Genomic DNA, 21,929 nt, shown 5'->3' on the forward strand with positions numbered 1-21,929 from the left:
GAAGCTTGGATTATTTTTAAAATAGCGGCAGAGGGGTTCGAACCCCCGACCTTACGGGTATGAACCGTACGCTCTCGCCAGCTGAGCTACGCCGCCAAAATTAGTCAACAGAAATTATGATACAACAGAGTAAGGATTATGTCAATGAAAATTTATAAAGTGTTGCTCTTTTTACCGAGCAGCACTTTATATCTTATCTATTTTCATATCCTACTTCGCGTGTTACATGCATGTTCGATTCCTTTTTGCTTGCAGCTTGTCGGTAATATTCTTCATCTTCCTCAACTGGCTTTGTTTTTTTGATAAAGAAGGATAAAATAAATCCTACGACCGCAAAGACGGTAGCAACCATGAATGAGTCGTTAATCCCTTCGATTGTTGCCAGATTTTCGATGTTTACTAACTGCGATTCGGATGGTGTCCCTGAAGCAGGCATGAAATCAGCAACGTGTTTGGCTGTCTGGCTGCTCATAACAGTTACCAGAAATGCGGTACCAATGGAGCCGGACATCTGGCGCAATGTATTGGCCATCGCCGTTCCGTGTGAATACAAGCGTCTTGGCAATTGGTTTAGTCCCGCAGTCATAATCGGCATCATGATCATGGATATACCAATCATTCGCATCGTATAAGCGAACATCATGAAGTAATATCCTGTCTCATCCGTAAGGTTAGAAAATAATAATGTGGTCACAGCCGTAAGCCCAAGGCCAACTAATGCCAACGGTCGCGCGCCAATTCGGTCAAAAAGTGCCCCGGTGAATGGTGACATGAAGGCTGCTATTATTGCCCCTGGAAGTAAGAGTAGTCCGGATTCCAATGGGGAAAACCCACGGACGTTCTGGAGATAAATCGGAATGAGAATCATAGCTGCAAACATGGCCATCGTAACAACAACACTAATCACGGTCGTCAGTGAAAACATACTATATTTAAATACGCGGAACTCAAGCATTGGTGTTTTCATCCGGAGCTGCCTTAATACAAAGAAGACCATAACAATCATACCAATCCCAAGTGGTGCAAGTACGAGCGGGCTCCCCCATCCCATTTCCCCTGCGCTACTGAATCCATACAATAATCCGCCAAATGCAAAGGTGGATAGAATGATAGATTTATAGTCCACTTTTGGATTAGATAATTTTGTCACATTCCGTAATAGGAAATAGGCTAGAATGATATCAATAATTGCTATTGGCAGCACGATGAAAAATAATACACGCCATGAAAATGACTGCACGATAAGCCCGGAAAGTGTAGGTCCGATTGCCGGGGCAAACATCATCGCTAGACCAATCATTCCCATTGCGGAGCCACGCTTTTCAATCGGGAATAAACTTAGGATAACATTCATTAATAATGGCATCATAATCCCTGCACCGGCCGCCTGTACAACGCGTCCTGCCAAAAGCGACGGGAATGAAAAAGATATGCCACAAATAAGCGTTCCGAATGCAAACAGAGACATGGCAGTCAAAAATAAATGCCTCGTTGTAAATTTCTCCATTAAGAAAGCGGTAATTGGAATTAAAATGCCGTTTACCAGCATAAATATCGTCGTTAATGATTGTGCGGCATTGGCTGACATTCCCATATCAACAATCATAACCGGAAGTGCTATGTTCAGCAGGGTTTGGTTCAAAATAGCAACAAAAGCCCCCATTACCATGACAAAAATAATCGGTCCTTTTGCTACTTCGTTTGCATCTATAAAAGCTGTTCTATCTTTCAACTTCAATTCTTCTCATCTCCAGTTACTTGAATCTTTTCCTTTACTAATTGATGCAGATCAAGCAACGTGTTTACATCTTCATCACTGATCTCATCAAGATGCTTGAGTCGTTCATAAAATAAGGTATGCCCCTCTTTCTGCCTTTCCTTTCCTATTTCCGTCAAGTTAAGGACAATTGCCCTCCTGTCTTTTTCTGATTGTTCCCGTTCTATATATCCTGCTTTAACCAGACGTTCTATCGTACTACTGACCGTGCTTTTGTTTACATTCATCTTTTTTGTAAGCTCCAGTAGGCTCATGTTTGGTTCTTCATCGATTATTTTCAAGATTTGCAGCTGCACAATGGTGATACCTAATTCATTTGCGTGTTGCCACATCTGTCTGTAAAAAAATTTATTTACCTCGCGAAAAGAATAAATAATCGTACTGATTTTTTCATCTTTATCCATAGCTTATCTCCTTCGACAATAAAAAAGTTCATGCACGAACAATTCGCACAAGAACCATTATAGGAAAGTAATGTTTACTTTGCAAGAGGGTTGCTTATTAAAAAGCTCTTTTCTAAAACTGGGAATGCGCTTACTCGCCCCACCGAAAAGATTGTTGTTTTTATCCGCCGCTACAGAAATACATTCCGCTTTCCGCGGGCGGCTGATGAGCCTCCTTGTGCTGGCGCACTTCAGAGTCTCACCTAGGCCTCAGCTCCCGCAGGAGTCTCCATGTATTTCCTTCGCTAGTATTGGTTTACTATATATTATTTGTGTGATGAAACGAAACAGTGTTGTTGCTATCACTAGTCAGGGTGAGTGGAGGGCAGTCGACTCCTGCGGGAACAAGGGTTTTTGGTGGGGCGAGCATTTACGCGCAGTCCCAGCACGTGTCCGAAGACCCCGCAGAGTGGGCTTCTCGAGGCAGGTTAAGTTCGCGACGTCCTGTCGCAACACCTGCACTAGCACGTCCTGTGCGTCGAAGGCTATGGGCCGTGCCCACGGAAAGCGACTGCCCGGAACGATTACGGACGGCAGCAAGAGCACACGTCTTTGGAAATAAATCTAAAGTTACGTCGCACTTTACATCAATTCCGAAGGTTTAAAAGCAACAATACATAATAATGGAAAGTTTCGTAATATCCATTTTTTCTGCACAACACATCCCATTTCGGCAAACTTTTGAATGAAAACCGTAATCGCCCTTTTCAAAATAATCCGATGTCTATAAGGATTAGCAAAAACTGCCATACGTCCGTTCGTGTTGAAACGTGCCTCTTATTCAGAAAGCCGTCGAACGATTTATGGAATAGCCTCTGTTATTTTGACAAAAAAAGAAAGCGTCGTGTGTTTTAATAACACATAGACGGGAGTGGTTTTATATGATGGATTCATTATCAAGAGTGGAACCTGAAGCGCTTGGAAAACAGAAGGATAACAAAATAAACAGGCTTTCGAAACGGTTGTACACGCAAGCTAAAATAATTTTGCTTGATAAAGGGTGGCTCTACTATATTGTTGGTTTTTTATTGGGACGAGCAGTTATATTGTCTGCCGTTTCTCCCTTTGCGGTGGCATTCTTAGCTACCATGTGGTTTGTAAAAAAGGACAAGGCTGCAAAATCAATGCTTGCAGTGTTTGCTGGTGCGCTAACTTATTCAGTAACACATGGGATTTTTATTGCTCTGGCTATGATTATATTTATATTCCTTGCAGGATTGTTTAAAAATGCGAATAACCAACAAGTTATTATTCCATTATTTGTTTTTATATCTACTACCGCACCACGATTATTTCTTTACTCTATTAATGATCGGTTATCATCTTATGAATGGATGCTTCTATCTGTCGAAGGAATATTAGGAACGGTCCTAGTATTGATATTTATGCAAAGCATTCCATTATTATCACCAAAAAGATTTAAACCAACATTAAAAAATGAAGAAATCGTTTGTATGATTATTCTGATTGCCTCTATATTGACAGGTACTATTGGTTGGGAGATCTATGGTGCTTCTTTGGAGCAGGTGTTATCACGTTACTTTGTTTTACTTCTTGCATTTATTGGTGGTGCAGCAATCGGTTCAACGGTCGGGGTTGTAGCCGGATTAATTTTATCACTGGCTAATGTGGCGAATTTATACCAGATGAGTCTTCTTGCTTTTTCCGGTTTACTAGGTGGGCTGTTAAAAGAGGGGAAGAAGCCTGGTGTTGCTGTAGGGCTTTTAGTCGGGACGTTTTTAATCGGCATCTACGGAAGTGCGGATACATTGGTTCCAGCACTTATGGAATCACTTATTGCGATTATTTTATTTTTCCTAACTCCAGCCAGCTGGGTTAGAAGTCTTTCTCGCTACATACCAGGTACCCAGGAGTATACGAGTGAGCAAGAACAATACTTACAAAAGGTTCGTAATGTTACAGCTAAACGAGTGGAGGAATTCTCTAATGTATTTGGTGCTTTGTCTAAGAGTTTTGCTCCTTCTAGTGTAACGATGCAGGATGAAAAGGATACGAGCCGGGAAACCGACTATTATTTAAGTCAAGTTACGGAAAAGACATGCCAGACCTGCTTTCTGAAAGACCGATGTTGGCAGAAGCAATTCGATCAAACCTATTCCATGATGGAAGAAATGAAAGGTGATATTTTCGAGGGGCGTGAGCCGAATCGCAAAGTGATGCGTGAATTTGAAAATTATTGTGTGAAACCCCAAAAAATAGTAGATGTGATGAAGGATGAAATCTCCTTCTTTGAAGCAAATCGAAAGCTTAAGGAACAAGTAATGGAGAGCAAGCAATTAGTTGCGGATCAGTTGCAAGGTGTTTCGGATGTTATGGAAGATTTTTCAAAAGAGATTTTAAAGGAAAGGCAACACCACGAGCAACAGGAATTAGAAATTGTTCATGCCTTAAACCATATGGGAATTAATTTGGAGAAGTTAGATATTTATAAGCTGGAAACAGGTAATGTTGATATTGAAATGACTGTATCCTTTTATGATTATCATGGAGAAGGACCTAAATTAATTGCTCCGGTACTGTCTGACATTCTAGGTGAAATAATTGTTGTGAAGCAGGAAGATATTTCGCCATTTCCAAATGGCTATTGTTACTTGGCGTTTGGTTCAGCTAAGGAGTTTATCGTTGAAACTGGTGCGGCAAATGCAGCAAAGGGTGGTGGGCTTATTTCAGGTGATAGCTATACAACGATTGAACTTGGTGCTGGCAAATATGCGATGGCTATAAGTGATGGCATGGGGAATGGGAAACGGGCGAAGGAAGAAAGTATGGAGACGCTCCGCTTGTTGCAGCAAATCTTGCATACAGGTATTCCGGAACAAGTGGCAATTAAATCGATTAATTCGATACTAGCACTAAGGACAACGGATGAGATGTTCGCAACGCTTGATCTTGCGGTAATCGACCTGCATGATGCCTATGTTCGTTTTCTGAAAATTGGATCCACTCCAAGCTTCGTTAAGCGTGGGGAGAAAATGTTGAAGATAGAAGCAAGCAATTTGCCGATGGGGATTGTTCAAGAATTTGATGTGGACATTGTTAATGAGCAATTAATTTCGAATGATTTGTTAATCATGATGAGCGATGGGATTTTTGACGGCCCAAAACATGTGGAGAATGCGGATGTATGGGTGAAAAGAAAAATTCGTGAAATGACGACCGAAGACCCGCAGGAAATAGCAGACCTATTGCTTGAAGAGGTAATACGGACAAGGTCTGGTGAAATTAAAGATGATATGACCGTGCTCGTAGCGAAGGTTAAGAAAAACACCCCAAAATGGGCAGCGGTACCGGTGTATCAGAATAAGGCGCAATGATAACTTGTAAGCAAATAATGAGATCGTCTATTTCGCCGATTTCCACCAATCCGACTTCCAGTATCTGAGCTCTAAAAATACGTTTCAGCGCTTTTGTTCATCACGTATACTCCTTTCTTTTTTTGTCTATGATGGTAGTGGAATAGTTGGGAGGTATGACGGTGAAGAAAGGTACGTTGAAACAGATACTGCTGATCACGGATGGTTGTTCGAACAGGGGCGAGGACCCTGCTGCGGTGGCTGCGCTGGCAAACCAGCAAGGTATTACCGTAAATGTCATCGGGATTCTGGAAGATGATCAGTCGGAACAGCCAGAAGGATTGCAAGAGGTAGAAGATGTTGCATTATCTGGTGGTGGCGTGAGTCAATTAGTTTATAAGCAGGCTTTATCGCAAACGGTTCAAATGGTCACGAAGCAAGCAATGACACAAACACTACAGGGGTTTGTAAATAAGGAACTTAAACAAATTTTAGGATCAAATGAATCACTGGAAGATTTAGAACCAGAAAAACGTGGTGAAATTATGGAAGTCGTCGAAGATATGGGAGAAACAAGCGATTTGGAGGTTCTTGTTCTACTTGATACGAGTGCAAGTATGCATGACAAGCTTCCAACAGTGAAAGAAGCGTTAATTGATTTATCAATAAGCTTGAATGCCCGTATTGGTCGAAATCGTTTTTGTATTTTTAGTTTTCCGGGTAAACGCAAGGATATTCAAAAAGTATTTGATTGGTCACCAGAACTCGATGCAGTAACAACTATTTTTCCCAAGCTGACAAGTGGAGGAATTACTCCAACTGGCCCAGCGATACGTGAAGCAATGTATCAATTTGGTAAGAAGAACTTACTAAGGAGATTTAGAGATGAAGACGAACCAGGAATGGAAGAAGCAGGGTATTGAATTAAAACCGGGAACGAAACTAACTGGCAAGTGGCATAAGAAGAGTTATACGATTAAAAGTAAGCTCGGTTCTGGTGCTATTGGAGCGGTATATTTATGTGAATCGGGCGGAAACCCTGCTGCATTAAAAATTAGTGATAAGGGTTCATCAATGACGGTTGAGGTCAATGTGTTGAAGTCGTTGAAGAAGGTCCAAGGACATCGTCTTGGGCCTTCTTTATTGGATGTAGATGATTGGGTGTCGCCCTATGGTCCAACTTATTCCTTTTACGTCATGGAGTACCTGCAAGGTGAGACACTATCTTCTTTCGTACAAAAACAAGGGAAAGAGTGGACGGGTGTGTTTATGCTTCAACTGCTTGAAGATCTGGAACGTTTGCATAAATCGGGCTGGGTTTTCGGTGATTTAAAGACAGATAACCTTCTCGTCGTTCATTCGCCTCCAAGGGTCCGCTGGGTTGATGTTGGCGGCACAACTCAAATGGGGCGCGCAATCAAAGAATATACGGAGTTTTATGATCGAGGTTATTGGGGAATGGGATCAAGACGTGCGGAGCCAAGTTATGATTTGTTTGCATTTGTAATGGTTTTTTTAAATTTGTATTATCCGAACCGTTTTGAAAAAGGTTCTCAACCTGAAAAAACGCTTTTTAATAAGTTACACCAGGTAAAAGCATTGGCTCCATATAGTACCCCTCTAAAAAAGGCAATCTTAGGAAAGTATCAATCTAGTGCCGAAATGAAACAAGAAATAACGAATCGTTTATACAATGTCCAAAAAAGAACTCGTTCGAAAAGAAAAGCTAAAAAAGCACCATTCTTCATAGAAGCAGGAGGCATTACGTTAGTTGCATTAGGTTACTACCTTTTTTCTCTACTTTTATAGTGAAAAGAGGTATGATGGAATAAGTTAGTTTGCAATCATTCGTCTTGGAGTTGGAAGTGAAATGAAATGAAGCGTAATGTAATGACATTTATAAATAAGCATCAGTTATTGACAAAGGAATCAACGGTATTGGTTGGGGTTTCCGGTGGCCCTGATTCGATGGCTCTCCTCCATTTTCTTCATTCTATACGCGAGGAATGGAATTTGAAACTTATTGCGATTTCAATCGACCATCAACTCAGAGCGGACTCGTCTACTGCAGATCTTCTGTATGTTCGCAAGATGTGTGGTAATTGGGGTATAGCGTGCGTGGGGGCTTCTTTAGATGTTCCATCGTATAAACAGGACAATCGTGTTGGAACTCAAGTTGCTGCACGCGAGATGCGTTATCAATATTTTGCAGAGCAAATGGAGAAGTATCAGGCTGATTATCTGGCGCTTGGCCATCATGGTGATGATCAAGTGGAAACGATGTTAATGGGATTGTCCCGATCTGCAAACTCAAGTGCATTAGCAGGTATACCGATTACACGGCGCTTTGCTACAGGGGCTATAATCCGCCCGTTACTCCGGGTTACGAAGGAAGAGATAGAAACCTATTGTCAGACGCATAACATTATGCCTAGAATCGATCCAACCAATTATGAAACGAACTATACGAGGAATTTTTTTCGAAAAAACGTACTTCCACTACTAAAAGAAAAAAATAGAAATATACATACTACAGTACAACACCTAAGTGAAACCCTTCAACAAGATGAGAATTATATGAGGGATGAGGCAGAAAAAGTGTTGCACGAAACGGTAAAATTAGACCCGGATATCAAAAAAGCAACAATCAAAATCGATATGTTTCATACACACCCCGATGCTTTACAAAGAAGGACGTTTCATCTAATATTGAACTATCTGTATAATAGGCCACCCAAGGATTTATCTTATATTCATGAGGAGCAATTTTTTGCGTTATTACGAAGCGATAAAGGGAAACTTCGAATGGACTTTCCATCTGGTTTGAAATTAGAGAAATCATATGAAAAGATCATGTTTTATTTCTCAAGTCAACATACCTACAATCCTTCTTATCACAAGACGCTGGAAATTCCCGGACGTTTAGATTTGCCAGATGGTTCAACCATTGTTAGTTTATATAATGATAATTATCAGGAGCAAGATGAGTATTCCTATTTTTGTAATGTTGACCAAATTGCGCTACCGTTACATATCCGATCTCGTCATGAAGGAGACAGGATGCGCTGGAAGGGTTTAGAAGGAAGTAAAAAGTTAAAAGATATTTTTATCGATGCGAAGATACCACAAAGCGAACGTGATAAATGGCCGATCCTAACCGATGATAACGGAGAAATCCTATGGCTTATTGGATTAAAAAAAGGACAACCTAAGCATCATACAAAAAACAACACCTCATATATTCAGATAATCTATGAAAAAGGTGACATGTAGGAGGAACAAGCATGTATAATGATATTAAGGAAATATTAATATCAGAAGACGAAATTGCAAAAAAGTGCAAGGAACTTGGACAGGAACTAAAAGAGGAGTATGATGGGAAGTTTCCATTAGCCATTGGTGTATTAAAGGGTGCGATGCCTTTTATGTCTGATGTATTACGCCAGATTGATACGCATTTAGAAATGGACTTTATGGATGTTTCAAGCTATGGAAGCGGAACACGCTCTTCAGGTGAAGTGAAAATAGTGAAAGATCTGGATACACAGGTAGAGGGCCGTGACCTATTGATAATCGAAGATATTATTGATAGTGGGCTGACATTAAGTTACCTGGTTGATCTATTTAAATACCGTAAAGCAAATTCCATTAAAATTGTGACGTTACTTGATAAACCATCAGGGAGATCGGCTGCTATTAAAGCAGATGTTGTTGGATTTGAAGTTCCGAATGAGTTTGTTGTAGGTTATGGATTGGATTATGACGAGAAATATCGTAATTTGCCTTATATTGGAATATTGAAACCAGAGATTTATGGTGGATAAAAAAAGTGAAGACAATTGAGTTGATTAAAGTTAGAAGATTAGTATAAAATACATATTATCTATTGGGAATATGCACTTTTTAAGAAGTCATCGAGAAGTGAGAAATGTAACATCACGAATGAGTGAATTAGTTGTATTGAAACTTTTTCATATGATACGATGTAACATAGTTTTTCCCGTTTAGGGAGGAGGCAGGAAATGAAACGGATATTTGGAAATGCATTTTTTTGGATACTTATATTTCTTGTAGTTGTAGCAGTTATAGGGGTATTTCAAGGAGATACTGACGAACAAGTAGAATACAATGTACAAGAATTTATGGATGCTTTAAATAATGGTGAAATCGAAGAAATGACGATGCAACCAGCTAACGGTATTGTTCGATACAGTGGAACATTAACAGATGGCGAACAGCCATTTATCGCAGAAGTTCCAGATAATACTGAAATTGTAGCATCCGTTACAGATCAAGCAACACAACAGAGTGTACTTCATGTAGAAGAAGAGGAACAACCAAATGCGTTTGTTAGCTTTCTAACAATGATGCTTCCGTTCCTAATTATAGGTCTTATATTCTTCTTTATCCTCAGCCGAGCCCAAGGCGGCGGCGGTGGCGGCGGTGGAAAGATGATGAATTTTGGTAAAAGTAAGGCCAAAATGTACACCGAAGATAAGAAAAAGGTTCGTTTCGCTGATGTTGCCGGAGCAGATGAAGAAAAACAGGAGCTCGTTGAAGTCGTCGACTTTTTGAAGGATCCTCGTAAATTCGCTGCAGTTGGTGCACGTATTCCAAAAGGTGTGCTTCTTGTAGGGCCACCTGGTACTGGTAAAACGCTACTTGCTCGTGCCGTTGCAGGTGAAGCTGGGACGCCGTTCTTCTCAATAAGTGGTTCAGACTTTGTGGAGATGTTCGTTGGTGTTGGTGCTTCTCGTGTACGTGATCTATTTGAAAACGCGAAGAAAAACGCGCCATGTATCATATTTATTGATGAAATTGATGCAGTTGGTAGACAACGTGGTGCAGGCCTTGGCGGTGGTCATGATGAACGTGAACAAACATTAAACCAGTTACTAGTGGAAATGGATGGATTTGGAGCCAACGAAGGTATCATCTTAATCGCAGCAACAAACCGTGCGGATATCCTTGACCCAGCGTTACTCCGTCCAGGACGTTTTGACCGTCAAATTACGGTTGATCGCCCAGATGTTAAAGGACGCCAAGATGTGTTAAAAGTTCATGCTAGAGATAAACCGCTAGATGACACAGTTGACTTAAAAACAGTTGCAATGCGGACGCCAGGGTTTTCGGGAGCTGATTTAGAGAATTTATTAAATGAAGCAGCTCTCGTAGCAGCCAGAAGTGACCGTCATAAAGTTAATATGTTTGACGTCGATGAAGCAATCGATCGCGTTATTGCAGGTCCTTCTAAGAAGAGTAGGGTTATTTCGAAAAAAGAACGAAACATTGTGGCATACCATGAAAGTGGACACACCATTATTGGAATGGTTCTCGAGGATGCTGACTTAGTTCACAAGGTTACGATTGTACCGCGTGGTCAAGCTGGTGGTTATGCTGTTATGCTACCAAAAGAAGATCGCTACTTTATGACGAAACCAGAACTGTTCGATAAAGTTATTGGTCTGTTGGGTGGCCGTGTTGCCGAAGAAGTGATGTTTGGTGAAGTAAGTACCGGCGCATCAAATGACTTCCAACGCGCTACTGGCATTGTTCGTAAAATGATTACTGAATTTGGTATGAGTGATAAGATTGGTCCGCTTCAATTCACAAGTGGCGGTGGCGGTGATGTTTTCTTAGGTCGTGATATTGGCAACGAGCAAAACTATAGTGATACGATTGCCCATGACATCGATCAGGAAATGCAAAACTTTATTAACTACTGTTATGATCGTGCTAAAACAATTCTTACAGAAAATAAAGATAAACTGGAGCTTGTAGCACAAACACTTCTTGAAGTAGAGACATTGGATGCAAAACAAATTAAATCATTAATGGATCATGGTGTACTACCAGAGCCTGAAAAAGAAGACGCTGATTCAGAAGATGTAAAAGTGAACATCCAATCGAAAGAAGAAGCAGAAACATCTGTGCCTAATGAAGAATCAGAAACAAAAGAAGAAAGCACAGAACAACAAGACACAGCCAATAAACCATTGACAGAGCAAGAAAAAGAAGAAATTTTTAAAGACAACAAGCCTTCTTCAGACGATATAGATAAAAAAGAATAATTTCAAAAAGTGCAGTCACTTATGAATATAGTGGCTGCACTTTTTTCTTCTGAAATTAAAATGTGGTATATTAATAAAAGGCTCTTTCGTAAGTGTTATTGCTTTTAAATTTTCGGAGTTAATATAAGTGTGACGTATGCGCTGGGTTTCTTTTCGCTGCGGACCGTTGCTTTCCGTAGCGGGTAAAAAGCATCATAAATTACGTCTTACTTTATAAATCTTGAGTCAAAAACAACAATTCTTTTTGTTGGGACGAGTAATCGTAGCCTCAATCTTTTAGAAAATAGCCAATAAAAAAGAAAAAACTTGTAACTTTATGAATAGGAAGGTTTGGGATGGGATGTTATTTGTTCTCGATGTAGGAAATACGAATACAGTGCTTGGTGTTTTTGAAGAAAATGAATTAAAGCATGAATGGCGAATCAAAACGGATCGTTACAAGACGGAAGATGAGTTCGGCGTACTGATTAAATCATTGTTTGACCATAAAGGGGTCTCCTTTTCAGATATTCACGGTGTTGCCATATCAACAGTGGTTCCTCCGATAATGTACGCACTTGAAAAAATGAGTCATATTTATTTTGATATAGACCCTTTAGTTATAGGGAGAGAGACGGTACAATCCTCACTGAAAATGCGTTACCCTAATCCGCGGGAAATTGGAGCAGATCGAATTGTTAATGCTGTAGGAGCGATTGAAACGTTTGGTGCACCACTCATTATTATTGATTTTGGTACTGCTACAACCTTTTGTTTTATAAACGAACAAAAAGAATATCAGGGAGGCATCATCTCCCCAGGTGTTGATATTTCGATGGAGGCATTATATAGTAAGGCGTCTAAGCTTCCTAAAATTGAAATTCAAGCACCAGATAATATAGTAGGAACGTCAACGGTAGAAGCAATGCAGTCTGGTGTTTTTTATGGATATGTTGCACAAGTAGACGGTATAATAACACGTATTGAACACCAAATGGGTAGCAAACCAAAGGTAATTGCTACTGGGGGATTAGCATCGTTGATAGCTGGTGAATCTGAAACAATTGATTATGTTGATAGCTACTTAACGTTAAAAGGTTTAAATTTGATCTATCAAAAAAACAGACAAATATAAAGGAGGTTTTCGGTATGAAGGATTATTTAGTCAAAGCAACAACGCATCAAGGTATGGTTCGTGCATATGCAGCTATATCGACAAACACAGTAGAGGAAGTGTGTAGAAGACAGGATACATGGGCGACCGCAACTGCTGCTTTAGGGCGTACCGTTACAATAACAGCAATGATGGGTGCGATGCTTAAAGGAGAAGAGACAATTACTGTAAAAATGGAAGGTGATGGGCCAGTAGGTGTTATCATTGCAGATGGTAATGCCAACGGTGAGACTCGTGGTTATATAACAAATCCACATGTTGATTTTGATTTAAACGATCATGGGAAATTAGATGTCGCGCGTGCGGTTGGTACGTCAGGGAGTCTTCGTGTTATCAAGGATTTAGGGTTAAAGGATTATTTTACAGGAGAAGTGCCGATTATTTCCGGGGAAATTGGGGAAGATTTTACTTATTATTTTGCGCATTCGGAACAAACCCCTTCTGCAGTAGGTGCGGGCGTATTAGTTAATCCTGATCACTCGGTACTGGCCTCTGGTGGGTTTATTATTCAAGTGATGCCAGGAGCTGACGAAGAACTAATTAATGAATTAGAGGAACAAATCCAATCATTTCCTGCAATATCCTCCCTCATCCAAGAAGGAAATTCACCAGAGGAAATTTTACAACGCTTGTTTCCTGATGAAGAGGTGAAAATGCTAGAACAGTTGCCACTTGTATTTAAATGTAAATGTTCCAGAGATCGGATCGAACAAGCGATTAGTGGTTTAGGGGCTAAAGAGATTCAAAGTATGATTGAGGAAGATCATGGTGCGGAAGCTAGTTGCCATTTTTGTAATGAAGTTTATCGTTTTACAGAAGATGAACTTGAATTGTTAAAGTAGAATAATCATGAATTACTGGGAAGGAAGTCATCAATGTCAAGGAAATTACTGCTAGGAATTATCGTTGTGCTAGTCATTACAAATATTGCTTCATTGCTGTTTTGGAATAACGACAATGCAAATGTAGCAAGTGATGAAGAAGTAGATATAGATACGGAAGAAGCAGTAGCATCTATTGGTGGTGAAGAAGTTAGCTATCAGGACTGGATGGGTGCTTTAAGAAGTACATATGGGGAAAATCAATTAAAAACAATGATCGACTATGCGGTAGTTAATCAACTGGCCAATGAAAAAAATATAGAAGTAGATGATAAAGTTGTGGAACGAGAGGTAGCGTTATTAACATCAATGCAAGGGATAATGACTGCAGAGGAATTTGAGGCGGAAGAGGAAGCGTGGCGTGAAGATATTCGTTATCGCTACCAATTGGAAAAATTGTTAACAGAGGATGCGACCATTCCTGAAGAGGAAATTCAACGTTATTATGATGAATACGGAAATCAATATGATTTCACATCGACTATGCAACTCTCCCATATTCTTGTACGGGATTTGGATACTGCTGAACAAGTTACGGAAGAACTAGAAGAAGGAGCTTCCTTTGATTTACTTGCACAAGAGTATTCGATAGATGAAGAAACGAAGGACGAGGGTGGTTACCTTGGCTTTATAAATACGAATAGTCAATTCTTTCCGAACGGTTATGAGGAGGTAGCTGCTGATATAGAAGAGCACTCCTATAGCGAGCCATTTCGAGCTGATCGTGGGATAGCGATCATTTACGTTCACCGAAAGCTCCCGGCCATTGAGTTTACATATGAGGAAATGAAACCATATGTTGAAAGTGAGTTAGCCTTACAAGAATTAAATCAATCGCTCACAGCAACCCCTTTATGGGAAGAACTGGAAATAGACTGGATATATGCTGAATAATGGATGTAAGAGGATATTCAACTATTAGTTGACATTATTCTGAGAATAACGTACATTTGAATTAATCATACAAAATAACTAGGGATTAGGAGGCAGTATTATGAGAGTAGGAAATGATATTGCTAGTTTAATTGGAGAAACACCAATTGTTAAGCTAAACCGCATGACAGATGCAGATAGTGCGGATATTTATTTGAAATTGGAATTTATGAATCCTGGAAGTTCGGTTAAGGATCGTATTGCTATGTCCATGATCGAAGCAGCAGAAAAAGACGGTTCTTTAAAAGATGGGGACACAATTATTGAGCCGACAAGTGGAAATACTGGTATTGGTTTAGCAATGGTGGCTGCAGCGAAGGGATATAAAACAATCTTAGTAATGCCAGATACCATGAGTAACGAGCGTCGTAATTTACTCCGAGCCTATGGCGCTGAGTTAGTATTAACTCCAGGTGCAGAAGCGATGAAAGGTGCTATTAAGAAGGCTGAAGAATTAAAAGCAGCAAATGGCTATTTCATGCCACAGCAATTTAATAATGAAGCAAACACCGAGGTTCATGCACGTACAACCGGAAAAGAAATCGTTGAACAAATGAACGAAGGACTTGATGCGTTCGTTTCTGGTATTGGAACAGGTGGGACCATTACAGGTGCAGGAAAAGTTCTAAAGGAACATTATAAAGGTATTAAGCTCTATGCTGTAGAGCCTGAGGATTCCCCGGTTTTAGCTGGCGGATCTCCGGGGCCACATAAAATTCAAGGAATTGGTGCGGGTTTTGTACCTGGTATATTGGATACAACAATTTATGAGGAAGTGCTTGGTGTATCCAATAATGAAGCAATGGAAACAGCACGTGAAGTTGCGACAACAAATGGGGTTCTCGGTGGCGTTTCAGCAGGGGCCGCAGTGGCTGCAGCTAAAAAAGTAGCGAAGCAATTAGGCAAAGGCAAAAAAGTACTTGCGATATTACCAGATAACGGAGAGCGTTATCTGTCGACTCCTTTGTATCAATTTGAGGGAGATAACAAATAATAGAATGAAAAGGAAGGGGTTAGCATCGAAAAAATGATGCTAGTCCTTTTTTTCTGTGATAAAATAGGAATCAAATAAAGTTGCTGGAAGAAGGTTAAAATTAAAATGATCTTAAAAACAACTACGAAAACATACGACTTATCAGATCGTACACATATAATGGGTATACTAAATGTTACGCCCGATTCCTTTTCGGATGGTGGGAATTATACATCAGTTGAAAAAGCAGTGAAACAAGCAGTTGAGATGGAGGAACTTGGGGCAGATGTGATTGACATTGGTGGTGAATCAACCCGACCAGATCATGATCCTGTATCCTTAGCAGTCGAAATGGAGCGTGTTGTGCCAATAATTCAAGCAGTAAAGGCCAAAGTAAATATACCGATTTCCATCGATACATACAAAGCAGAAGTAGCAAGAAAAGCAGTGGAAGCCGGTGCCGAAATAATTAATGATATATGGGGGGCAAAAAAAGACCCTGAAATTGCGAAGGTGGCTGCTGCTTATAATGTACCGATTATTTTAATGCACAATCGTACAGATATGAATTATACCTCTCTCCTAGACGATATGAAAAATGATTTAGCTGAGAGTGTTGAAATTGCTTTACAGGCTGGTGTTGCAGAGGCGAACATCATACTGGATCCTGGCGTCGGTTTTGTGAAGACGGCAGATGATAATTTAGTCGTAATGAACAATTTGGAACAATTTACAAACTTAGGTTATCCGGTTTTGTTAGGTACGTCACGCAAAAGGTTTATTGGTGGTGTCTTGGATCTACCTGCTGAAGAACGAGACAATGGAACTGGTGCAACCACTTGTTTAGGTATAACAAAAGGTGTTCAAATCGTTCGTGTTCATAATGTGAAAGTCAATGCAGAGCTGGCAAAAATGATGGATGTAATGCTCGCTAAAGGAGGAAGGGCTCTTGGATAAGATCATGCTTACTAACATGCAGTTTTATGGCTATCATGGGCTATTGCCAGAGGAAAACAAACTAGGACAACGATTTAATGTCGATATAGAGCTTTTCTCCAATTTAAAAAAGCCGGCACAAACCGATAACATGAATGATTCCATTCACTATGGCCATGTCTACGAGCTGGTGAAGGAAATAGCGGAAGGTGAGGCGATGAATCTTATCGAAGCAGTTGCAGGAACTATTGCGGATGAGTTGCTTGCCTCATTTGACCTATTATCCGCTTGTATGGTAAGGGTTACGAAGCCAGATCCGCCTGTTCCAGGACATTATCAATCCATAGCTGTAGAAATTTTCAGGGAGAAAACATTATGAATATAGCCTATATCGCTTTAGGGGCCAATATCGAGCCAAGAAAAGAATATATGAATAATGCTTTGAAGGAATTGGCAGCTCGTGATTCTGTTTTCATTCAGAAAGAGTCTTCCATTTATGAAACAGCCCCAGTGGGTTATGCGAATCAAGCTTATTTTCTAAATATGGTGATTGAGGTAAATACATCCCTTTCACCTATAGAATTAATGTTATTATGTCAGAAGATCGAACATAAAATGGGCCGTGATCGTAAAATCCGAAATGGGCCGAGGACAATAGACCTTGACATTTTAGTGTATAATCAAGAAAATAGTAAAATGGAAAACTTAATTCTTCCACACCCAAGGATGCATGAACGTGCATTTGTACTCATTCCATTGAATGAGGTTGCACCTAACCTAATCCTACCAACATGGAATAAGCGTGTTGCGTATTTTATAAATAAACTTCCAGAATCAGACATAAAGGATGTAACAAAATGGATGCAAAGCGAGTCGGTAGAAGAGTAAAGGCGTTTCGGAAATTAAAGGGTTTTACACAAATAAAATTTGCAAATGAGTTAGGTGTCTCTGTTAGCGTAATTGGTGAATTGGAAAGAGGAAAGAAGCAGGTATCCGAAGAATTGTTAAACCAAATCGCTACGACACTAGTTGTATCAAAGGAAGAATTAACCTTGACAGATAAGAAACCAACATGACTCGCCTAGGTCGAGCCACCATCTACCGTGAAAATAATGATTGGACGTGCTTGGAAACAGGTAAGCTAATTAGCGATTCGAAACCAAATGAAAAAATCGACGTTTGTATGCTTCATATGGACGGGTTGGTGAAAATAAAAGGTGAAAAAGTAATGGAAAATGTGAAAACACTGCATGGTATCTAATAGGTTTAAAAGGAAATGGGAGTAAGAAAGCTTATTAATATTGCTGAGACGCGGGAACAGCTACTAGAGATCTTATACACGTACGCTAGTGATTTAGAAGCTGTTAGTAATGCATAAGGCTTGATTTTGATCCCTTATTAGAAAGCTTGGCACCGCCAAGCTTTTCGAAGGAATGTAGTAGCCTGCACTTATGCAAATAGGAGTTTTATCTTTCCTATTTGCGAATAAAACCTGCCAGTAGTTTGCTGGTAGGTTTTATTCTTTAGCGGGGTTTGGCAACAACTATTTGGATTAGTTACGTTTTCTACAAGCAATAAAGTATCCATATAACGTGAAAGGTTCCTGCTTTTTCTATATACTTAATTTAACAAATGACTGGAGTGATAATTGTGTCAGAGGAACTAAATGAACAAATGCAAGTTCGCCGTGAAAAACTAAACACGTACCACGAACAGGGGTTAGACCCATTTGGCGATAAATTTTCTAGAACACACTTAGCAACGGAGTTACAAGAGCAATATGATGCGTTCTCTAAAGAAGAATTAGAACCAAAGGAAGACCAAGTCACGATTGCTGGAAGAATAATGACAAAACGAGGCAAAGGAAAAGCGGGATTTGCGCATTTACAGGATCAAAGTGGTCAAATTCAAATCTATGTACGTCAGGATTCTATCGGCGAGGAAGGTTATGAAGTTTTCAAGACAGCAGATATAGGAGATATTATCGGTATTACTGGAGTTATGTTCAAAACAAAAGTTGGGGAGCTGTCCGTTAAAGCAACAGAATTTAGTCTGTTAACAAAGTCACTCCGTCCGTTACCAGAAAAATATCATGGCCTAAAAGATGTGGAACAGCGCTATCGTCAGCGGTACTTAGATCTAATTTCAAATACAGATAGCAAAGAAACATTTATTTTAAGGAGTAAAATCATTCAATCTATGCGCAGGTATTTGGATGAGCAAGGATTTTTAGAAGTGGAAACACCGATGATGCACGGCATTCCTGGTGGTGCTTCTGCGCGACCATTCCTAACCCATCATAATGCGCTTGACGCTCAACTATATATGCGAATTGCGATTGAGCTACATTTAAAACGCTTGGTTGTCGGCGGGATGGAAAAGGTTTATGAAATTGGGCGCGTGTTCCGCAACGAAGGAGTTTCTACAAGGCATAATCCAGAGTTCACGATGATTGAATTGTACGAGGCATATGCAGATTATCATGATATTATGTCACTAACAGAAAACGTTATTGCGCATATTGCAAACGAAGTATTAGGAACAACAAAAGTCTTGTATGATGAACAGGAAATTGATCTTGAGCCGGAATGGACAAGACTACACATGGTCGATGCAGTAAAAGAGAAAACAGGTGTGGATTTCTGGGAACAAATGAGTGATGAGAAAGCAAGAGGGCTGGCTAAAGAGCATGGAGTCGAGATTACAAAAGCAATGACTTTTGGACATATCGTCAATGAGTTTTTTGAACAAAAGGTAGAAGAATCCTTAATTCAACCGACATTTATTTATGGACACCCATTGGAGATTTCGCCATTGGCAAAGAAAAACAAAGAAGACGATCGTTTTACGGATCGATTTGAATTGTTTATCGTTGGTCGAGAACATGCCAATGCATTTAGTGAATTAAATGACCCAATCGATCAGCGTGAACGTTTTGAAGCGCAGGTGAAGGAAAGAGACGCAGGGAATGATGAAGCGCATTTAATGGATGAAGACTTTCTGGAAGCATTGGAATACGGAATGCCTCCAACAGGTGGATTGGGAATTGGTATCGATCGACTTGTCATGCTATTAACAAACGCTCAATCGATACGCGATGTCTTGCTATTCCCGTTAATGCGTGATAAATAATTAAAGTGGCCGGCAATATTGTATTGTCGGTCCTTTTATTTTGAAGAGGGTTTTATTTGTTAGCGTTCGGTTAAAATGGAAAGCGTACTTTGTATTTATCGCATCGCCATTATGATAGAAGGAAGTAATAATAATTGCAGAACGGAAAGAGGCATTCAAGCTTTGTGTCGCGCTTTTCTAGACGTTAGCAACTATATAAATAGTGAAAAACATTATTTCCAGTTATTTCTTTTTCAAATACACTTGATTTCTGTAAATAATCATGGTAAATTAAATATCGTTGTTCAAACAAAAGACAACCCATAGCAAAACAGGTAATAAAAATAATTTTAAAAACATATTGACTTTCACAAGTCAGCATGGTAAATTAATAAAGTCGCATTTTTGAGAAGCGGCACAAAATCAAATCTTAAAAAACACTTCAAAAAAGTTATTGACTTATAGGAGTGGGCATGATAAGGTGAAGAGGTTGCTATTTTAAAGCAATCACTGAAATTTGCTCCTTGAAAACTGAACAAAACAACCAGTATGTCAAGAAGAACAGGTTACTGTTTTTCACATGTCAGAAGAGGTAAGTGAATGTCCGGATTCTATGAATTCGACAAAAACAAATTTCTTTTGCACATGAAAGGAAGGAAGCTAAGACAATTGATGAGATTGACGGTGTCGATCTTATTCAAACTTTTTTGGAGAGTTTGATCTTGGCTCAGGACGAACGCTGGCGGCGTGCCTAATACATGCAAGTCGAGCGCGTGAAGCAGATGGAATCCTTCGGGAGGAAATCTGTGGACCGAGCGGCGGACGGGTGAGTAACACGTGGGCAACCTACCTGTAAGATTGGGATAACTCGCGGAAACGCGAGCTAATACCGAATGACACTTTTTATCTCCTGATGAGAAGTTAAAAGGCGGCTTTTAGCTGTCACTTACAGATGGGCCCGCGGCGCATTAGTTAGTTGGTGAGGTAAAGGCTCACCAAGGCGACGATGCGTAGCCGACCTGAGAGGGTGATCGGCCACACTGGGACTGAGACACGGCCCAGACTCCTACGGGAGGCAGCAGTAGGGAATCATCCGCAATGGACGAAAGTCTGACGGTGCAACGCCGCGTGAGTGATGAAGGTTCTCGGATCGTAAAACTCTGTTGTTAGGGAAGAACAAGTACCGTTTGAATAAGGCGGTACCTTGACGGTACCTAACCAGAAAGCCCCGGCTAACTACGTGCCAGCAGCCGCGGTAATACGTAGGGGGCAAGCGTTGTCCGGAATTATTGGGCGTAAAGCGCTCGCAGGCGGTCTTTTAAGTCTGATGTGAAATCTTGCGGCTTAACCGTGAGCGGTCATTGGAAACTGGAGGACTTGAGTACAGAAGAGGAGAGTGGAATTCCACGTGTAGCGGTGAAATGCGTAGAGATGTGGAGGAACACCAGTGGCGAAGGCGACTCTCTGGTCTGTAACTGACGCTGAGGAGCGAAAGCGTGGGGAGCGAACAGGATTAGATACCCTGGTAGTCCACGCCGTAAACGATGAGTGCTAGGTGTTAGGGGGTTTCCGCCCCTTAGTGCTGAAGTTAACGCATTAAGCACTCCGCCTGGGGAGTACGGCCGCAAGGCTGAAACTCAAAAGAATTGACGGGGGCCCGCACAAGCGGTGGAGCATGTGGTTTAATTCGAAGCAACGCGAAGAACCTTACCAGGTCTTGACATCCTCTGCAACCGGTAGAGATACCGGGTTCCCTTCGGGGACAGAGTGACAGGTGGTGCATGGTTGTCGTCAGCTCGTGTCGTGAGATGTTGGGTTAAGTCCCGTAACGAGCGCAACCCTTAATCTTAGTTGCCAGCATTAAGTTGGGCACTCTAAGGTGACTGCCGGTGACAAACCGGAGGAAGGTGGGGATGACGTCAAATCATCATGCCCCTTATGACCTGGGCTACACACGTGCTACAATGGATGGAACAAAGGGCAGCGAAGCCGCAAGGTGTAGCAAATCCCATAAAACCATTCTCAGTTCGGATTGCAGGCTGCAACTCGCCTGCATGAAGCCGGAATCGCTAGTAATCGCGGATCAGCATGCCGCGGTGAATACGTTCCCGGGCCTTGTACACACCGCCCGTCACACCACGAGAGTTAGCAACACCCGAAGTCGGTGAGGTAACACGTTTACGTGAGCCAGCCGCCGAAGGTGGGGCCAATGATTGGGGTGAAGTCGTAACAAGGTAGCCGTATCGGAAGGTGCGGCTGGATCACCTCCTTTCTAAGGATAAATAGAAGGAACGCTTCAGAGGTACCCTAACGGGTTCTCTGAGGTCAGGGACATAC

18 protein-coding genes, 1 tRNA gene and 1 rRNA gene are annotated in these 21,929 nt (G+C 40.8%); 17 read left to right on the forward strand and 3 right to left on the reverse strand.

Annotated features, from left to right (window positions below; all coding sequences use genetic code 11):
• Positions 1–22: 22 nt before the first annotated feature.
• The 3 genes from OLD84_RS01065 to OLD84_RS01075 all read right to left on the reverse strand — a co-directional run bounded on the left by OLD84_RS01065 (position 23) and on the right by OLD84_RS01075 (position 2,181).
• Positions 23–96: transfer RNA gene (locus tag OLD84_RS01065), tRNA-Met, on the reverse strand.
• 97 nt (positions 97–193) lie between these two features.
• Positions 194–1,732 carry a DHA2 family efflux MFS transporter permease subunit gene (locus OLD84_RS01070; protein ID WP_209463533.1) on the reverse strand — a complete coding sequence of 513 codons (1,539 nt, stop codon included), beginning with the start codon at positions 1,730–1,732 and terminating at the stop codon, positions 194–196.
• Between the two features lie 2 nt (positions 1,733–1,734).
• Positions 1,735–2,181, reverse strand: coding sequence for a MarR family winged helix-turn-helix transcriptional regulator (locus OLD84_RS01075; protein ID WP_209463513.1), 447 nt, complete (start codon positions 2,179–2,181; stop codon positions 1,735–1,737).
• A 920-nt stretch (positions 2,182–3,101) separates the two neighbouring features.
• On the opposite strand from OLD84_RS01075, the gene spoIIE reads away from it, so the two are divergent.
• The 17 genes from spoIIE to OLD84_RS01160 all read left to right on the forward strand — a co-directional run bounded on the left by spoIIE (position 3,102) and on the right by OLD84_RS01160 (position 21,864).
• The gene (gene spoIIE / locus OLD84_RS01080; RefSeq protein WP_209463514.1) at positions 3,102–5,555 is read left to right on the forward strand and encodes a stage II sporulation protein E; all 2,454 of its coding nucleotides are present in this window, start codon (positions 3,102–3,104) and stop codon (positions 5,553–5,555) included.
• 161 nt (positions 5,556–5,716) lie between these two features.
• Positions 5,717–6,457, forward strand: a complete 741-nt coding sequence (locus tag OLD84_RS01085; RefSeq protein ID WP_209463515.1) for a VWA domain-containing protein — start codon at positions 5,717–5,719, stop codon at positions 6,455–6,457.
• Entirely contained in the window at positions 6,420–7,343 is a 924-nt protein-coding gene (locus OLD84_RS01090; RefSeq protein WP_209463516.1) for a protein kinase domain-containing protein, read from the forward strand. Before OLD84_RS01085 ends, OLD84_RS01090 begins: the two co-directional genes overlap by 38 nt.
• 66 nt (positions 7,344–7,409) lie before the next feature.
• On the forward strand, positions 7,410–8,807 hold the full coding sequence (gene tilS, locus OLD84_RS01095; protein ID WP_209463517.1) for a tRNA lysidine(34) synthetase TilS: 1,398 nt from the start codon (positions 7,410–7,412) through the stop codon (positions 8,805–8,807).
• Between the two features lie 11 nt (positions 8,808–8,818).
• A complete protein-coding gene (hpt, locus tag OLD84_RS01100) occupies positions 8,819–9,358 on the forward strand; it encodes a hypoxanthine phosphoribosyltransferase (RefSeq protein ID WP_209463518.1) in 540 nt (179 codons plus the stop codon).
• A 198-nt stretch (positions 9,359–9,556) separates the two neighbouring features.
• Positions 9,557–11,605, forward strand: a complete 2,049-nt coding sequence (gene ftsH, locus OLD84_RS01105) for an ATP-dependent zinc metalloprotease FtsH (protein ID WP_209463519.1) — start codon at positions 9,557–9,559, stop codon at positions 11,603–11,605.
• A gap of 340 nt (positions 11,606–11,945) precedes the next feature.
• Positions 11,946–12,719 (forward strand): type III pantothenate kinase, encoded by a 774-nt coding sequence (locus OLD84_RS01110; RefSeq protein WP_209463520.1) that lies wholly within the window; start codon positions 11,946–11,948, stop codon positions 12,717–12,719.
• Between the two features lie 14 nt (positions 12,720–12,733).
• Positions 12,734–13,600 carry an Hsp33 family molecular chaperone HslO gene (hslO, locus tag OLD84_RS01115; protein WP_209463521.1) on the forward strand — a complete coding sequence of 289 codons (867 nt, stop codon included), beginning with the start codon at positions 12,734–12,736 and terminating at the stop codon, positions 13,598–13,600.
• A 33-nt stretch (positions 13,601–13,633) separates the two neighbouring features.
• The gene (locus OLD84_RS01120; protein ID WP_209463522.1) at positions 13,634–14,533 is read left to right on the forward strand and encodes a peptidylprolyl isomerase; all 900 of its coding nucleotides are present in this window, start codon (positions 13,634–13,636) and stop codon (positions 14,531–14,533) included.
• 100 nt (positions 14,534–14,633) lie between these two features.
• Positions 14,634–15,566 (forward strand): cysteine synthase A, encoded by a 933-nt coding sequence (gene cysK / locus OLD84_RS01125; RefSeq protein WP_209463523.1) that lies wholly within the window; start codon positions 14,634–14,636, stop codon positions 15,564–15,566.
• A 105-nt stretch (positions 15,567–15,671) separates the two neighbouring features.
• Positions 15,672–16,502, forward strand: coding sequence for a dihydropteroate synthase (folP, locus tag OLD84_RS01130; RefSeq protein WP_209463524.1), 831 nt, complete (start codon positions 15,672–15,674; stop codon positions 16,500–16,502).
• Complete coding sequence (folB, locus tag OLD84_RS01135; protein ID WP_209463525.1) at positions 16,495–16,860, forward strand: dihydroneopterin aldolase; 366 nt, start codon at positions 16,495–16,497, stop codon at positions 16,858–16,860. Before folP ends, folB begins: the two co-directional genes overlap by 8 nt.
• Complete coding sequence (folK, locus tag OLD84_RS01140; protein ID WP_209463526.1) at positions 16,857–17,369, forward strand: 2-amino-4-hydroxy-6-hydroxymethyldihydropteridine diphosphokinase; 513 nt, start codon at positions 16,857–16,859, stop codon at positions 17,367–17,369. The genes folB and folK overlap by 4 nt, the downstream gene beginning before the upstream one ends.
• The gene (locus tag OLD84_RS01145) at positions 17,339–17,557 is read left to right on the forward strand and encodes a helix-turn-helix domain-containing protein (RefSeq protein ID WP_209463527.1); all 219 of its coding nucleotides are present in this window, start codon (positions 17,339–17,341) and stop codon (positions 17,555–17,557) included. Before folK ends, OLD84_RS01145 begins: the two co-directional genes overlap by 31 nt.
• A complete protein-coding gene (locus tag OLD84_RS01150; protein ID WP_209463528.1) occupies positions 17,554–17,742 on the forward strand; it encodes a hypothetical protein in 189 nt (62 codons plus the stop codon). Before OLD84_RS01145 ends, OLD84_RS01150 begins: the two co-directional genes overlap by 4 nt.
• Positions 17,743–18,113: 371 nt before the next feature.
• Positions 18,114–19,613, forward strand: a complete 1,500-nt coding sequence (gene lysS, locus OLD84_RS01155) for a lysine--tRNA ligase (protein ID WP_209463529.1) — start codon at positions 18,114–18,116, stop codon at positions 19,611–19,613.
• A gap of 683 nt (positions 19,614–20,296) precedes the next feature.
• A 16S ribosomal RNA gene (locus OLD84_RS01160) occupies positions 20,297–21,864 on the forward strand.
• Positions 21,865–21,929: the final 65 nt, after the last annotated feature.

Source organism: Virgibacillus natechei, from assembly GCF_026013645.1.
Classification (GTDB): Bacteria; Bacillota; Bacilli; order Bacillales; family Amphibacillaceae; genus Virgibacillus_L; species Virgibacillus_L natechei.

What these genes read in the sequence shown, in the direction of transcription:
- OLD84_RS01150 (WP_209463528.1), top strand. Translation starts at nt 17,554, where the DNA reads ATGACTCGCCTAGGTCGAGCCACCATCTACCGTGAAAATAATGATTGG.
- lysS (WP_209463529.1), top strand. Translation starts at nt 18,114, where the DNA reads ATGACTGGAGTGATAATTGTGTCAGAGGAACTAAATGAACAAATGCAA.
- OLD84_RS01120 (WP_209463522.1), top strand. Translation starts at nt 13,634, where the DNA reads ATGTCAAGGAAATTACTGCTAGGAATTATCGTTGTGCTAGTCATTACA.
- hslO (WP_209463521.1), top strand. Translation starts at nt 12,734, where the DNA reads ATGAAGGATTATTTAGTCAAAGCAACAACGCATCAAGGTATGGTTCGT.
- OLD84_RS01075 (WP_209463513.1), bottom strand. Translation starts at nt 2,181, where the DNA reads ATGGATAAAGATGAAAAAATCAGTACGATTATTTATTCTTTTCGCGAG.
- ftsH (WP_209463519.1), top strand. Translation starts at nt 9,557, where the DNA reads ATGAAACGGATATTTGGAAATGCATTTTTTTGGATACTTATATTTCTT.
- folP (WP_209463524.1), top strand. Translation starts at nt 15,672, where the DNA reads ATGATCTTAAAAACAACTACGAAAACATACGACTTATCAGATCGTACA.
- OLD84_RS01110 (WP_209463520.1), top strand. Translation starts at nt 11,946, where the DNA reads ATGTTATTTGTTCTCGATGTAGGAAATACGAATACAGTGCTTGGTGTT.
- OLD84_RS01090 (WP_209463516.1), top strand. Translation starts at nt 6,420, where the DNA reads ATGAAGACGAACCAGGAATGGAAGAAGCAGGGTATTGAATTAAAACCG.
- spoIIE (WP_209463514.1), top strand. Translation starts at nt 3,102, where the DNA reads ATGATGGATTCATTATCAAGAGTGGAACCTGAAGCGCTTGGAAAACAG.
- tilS (WP_209463517.1), top strand. Translation starts at nt 7,410, where the DNA reads ATGAAGCGTAATGTAATGACATTTATAAATAAGCATCAGTTATTGACA.
- hpt (WP_209463518.1), top strand. Translation starts at nt 8,819, where the DNA reads ATGTATAATGATATTAAGGAAATATTAATATCAGAAGACGAAATTGCA.
- cysK (WP_209463523.1), top strand. Translation starts at nt 14,634, where the DNA reads ATGAGAGTAGGAAATGATATTGCTAGTTTAATTGGAGAAACACCAATT.
- OLD84_RS01145 (WP_209463527.1), top strand. Translation starts at nt 17,339, where the DNA reads ATGGATGCAAAGCGAGTCGGTAGAAGAGTAAAGGCGTTTCGGAAATTA.
- folK (WP_209463526.1), top strand. Translation starts at nt 16,857, where the DNA reads ATGAATATAGCCTATATCGCTTTAGGGGCCAATATCGAGCCAAGAAAA.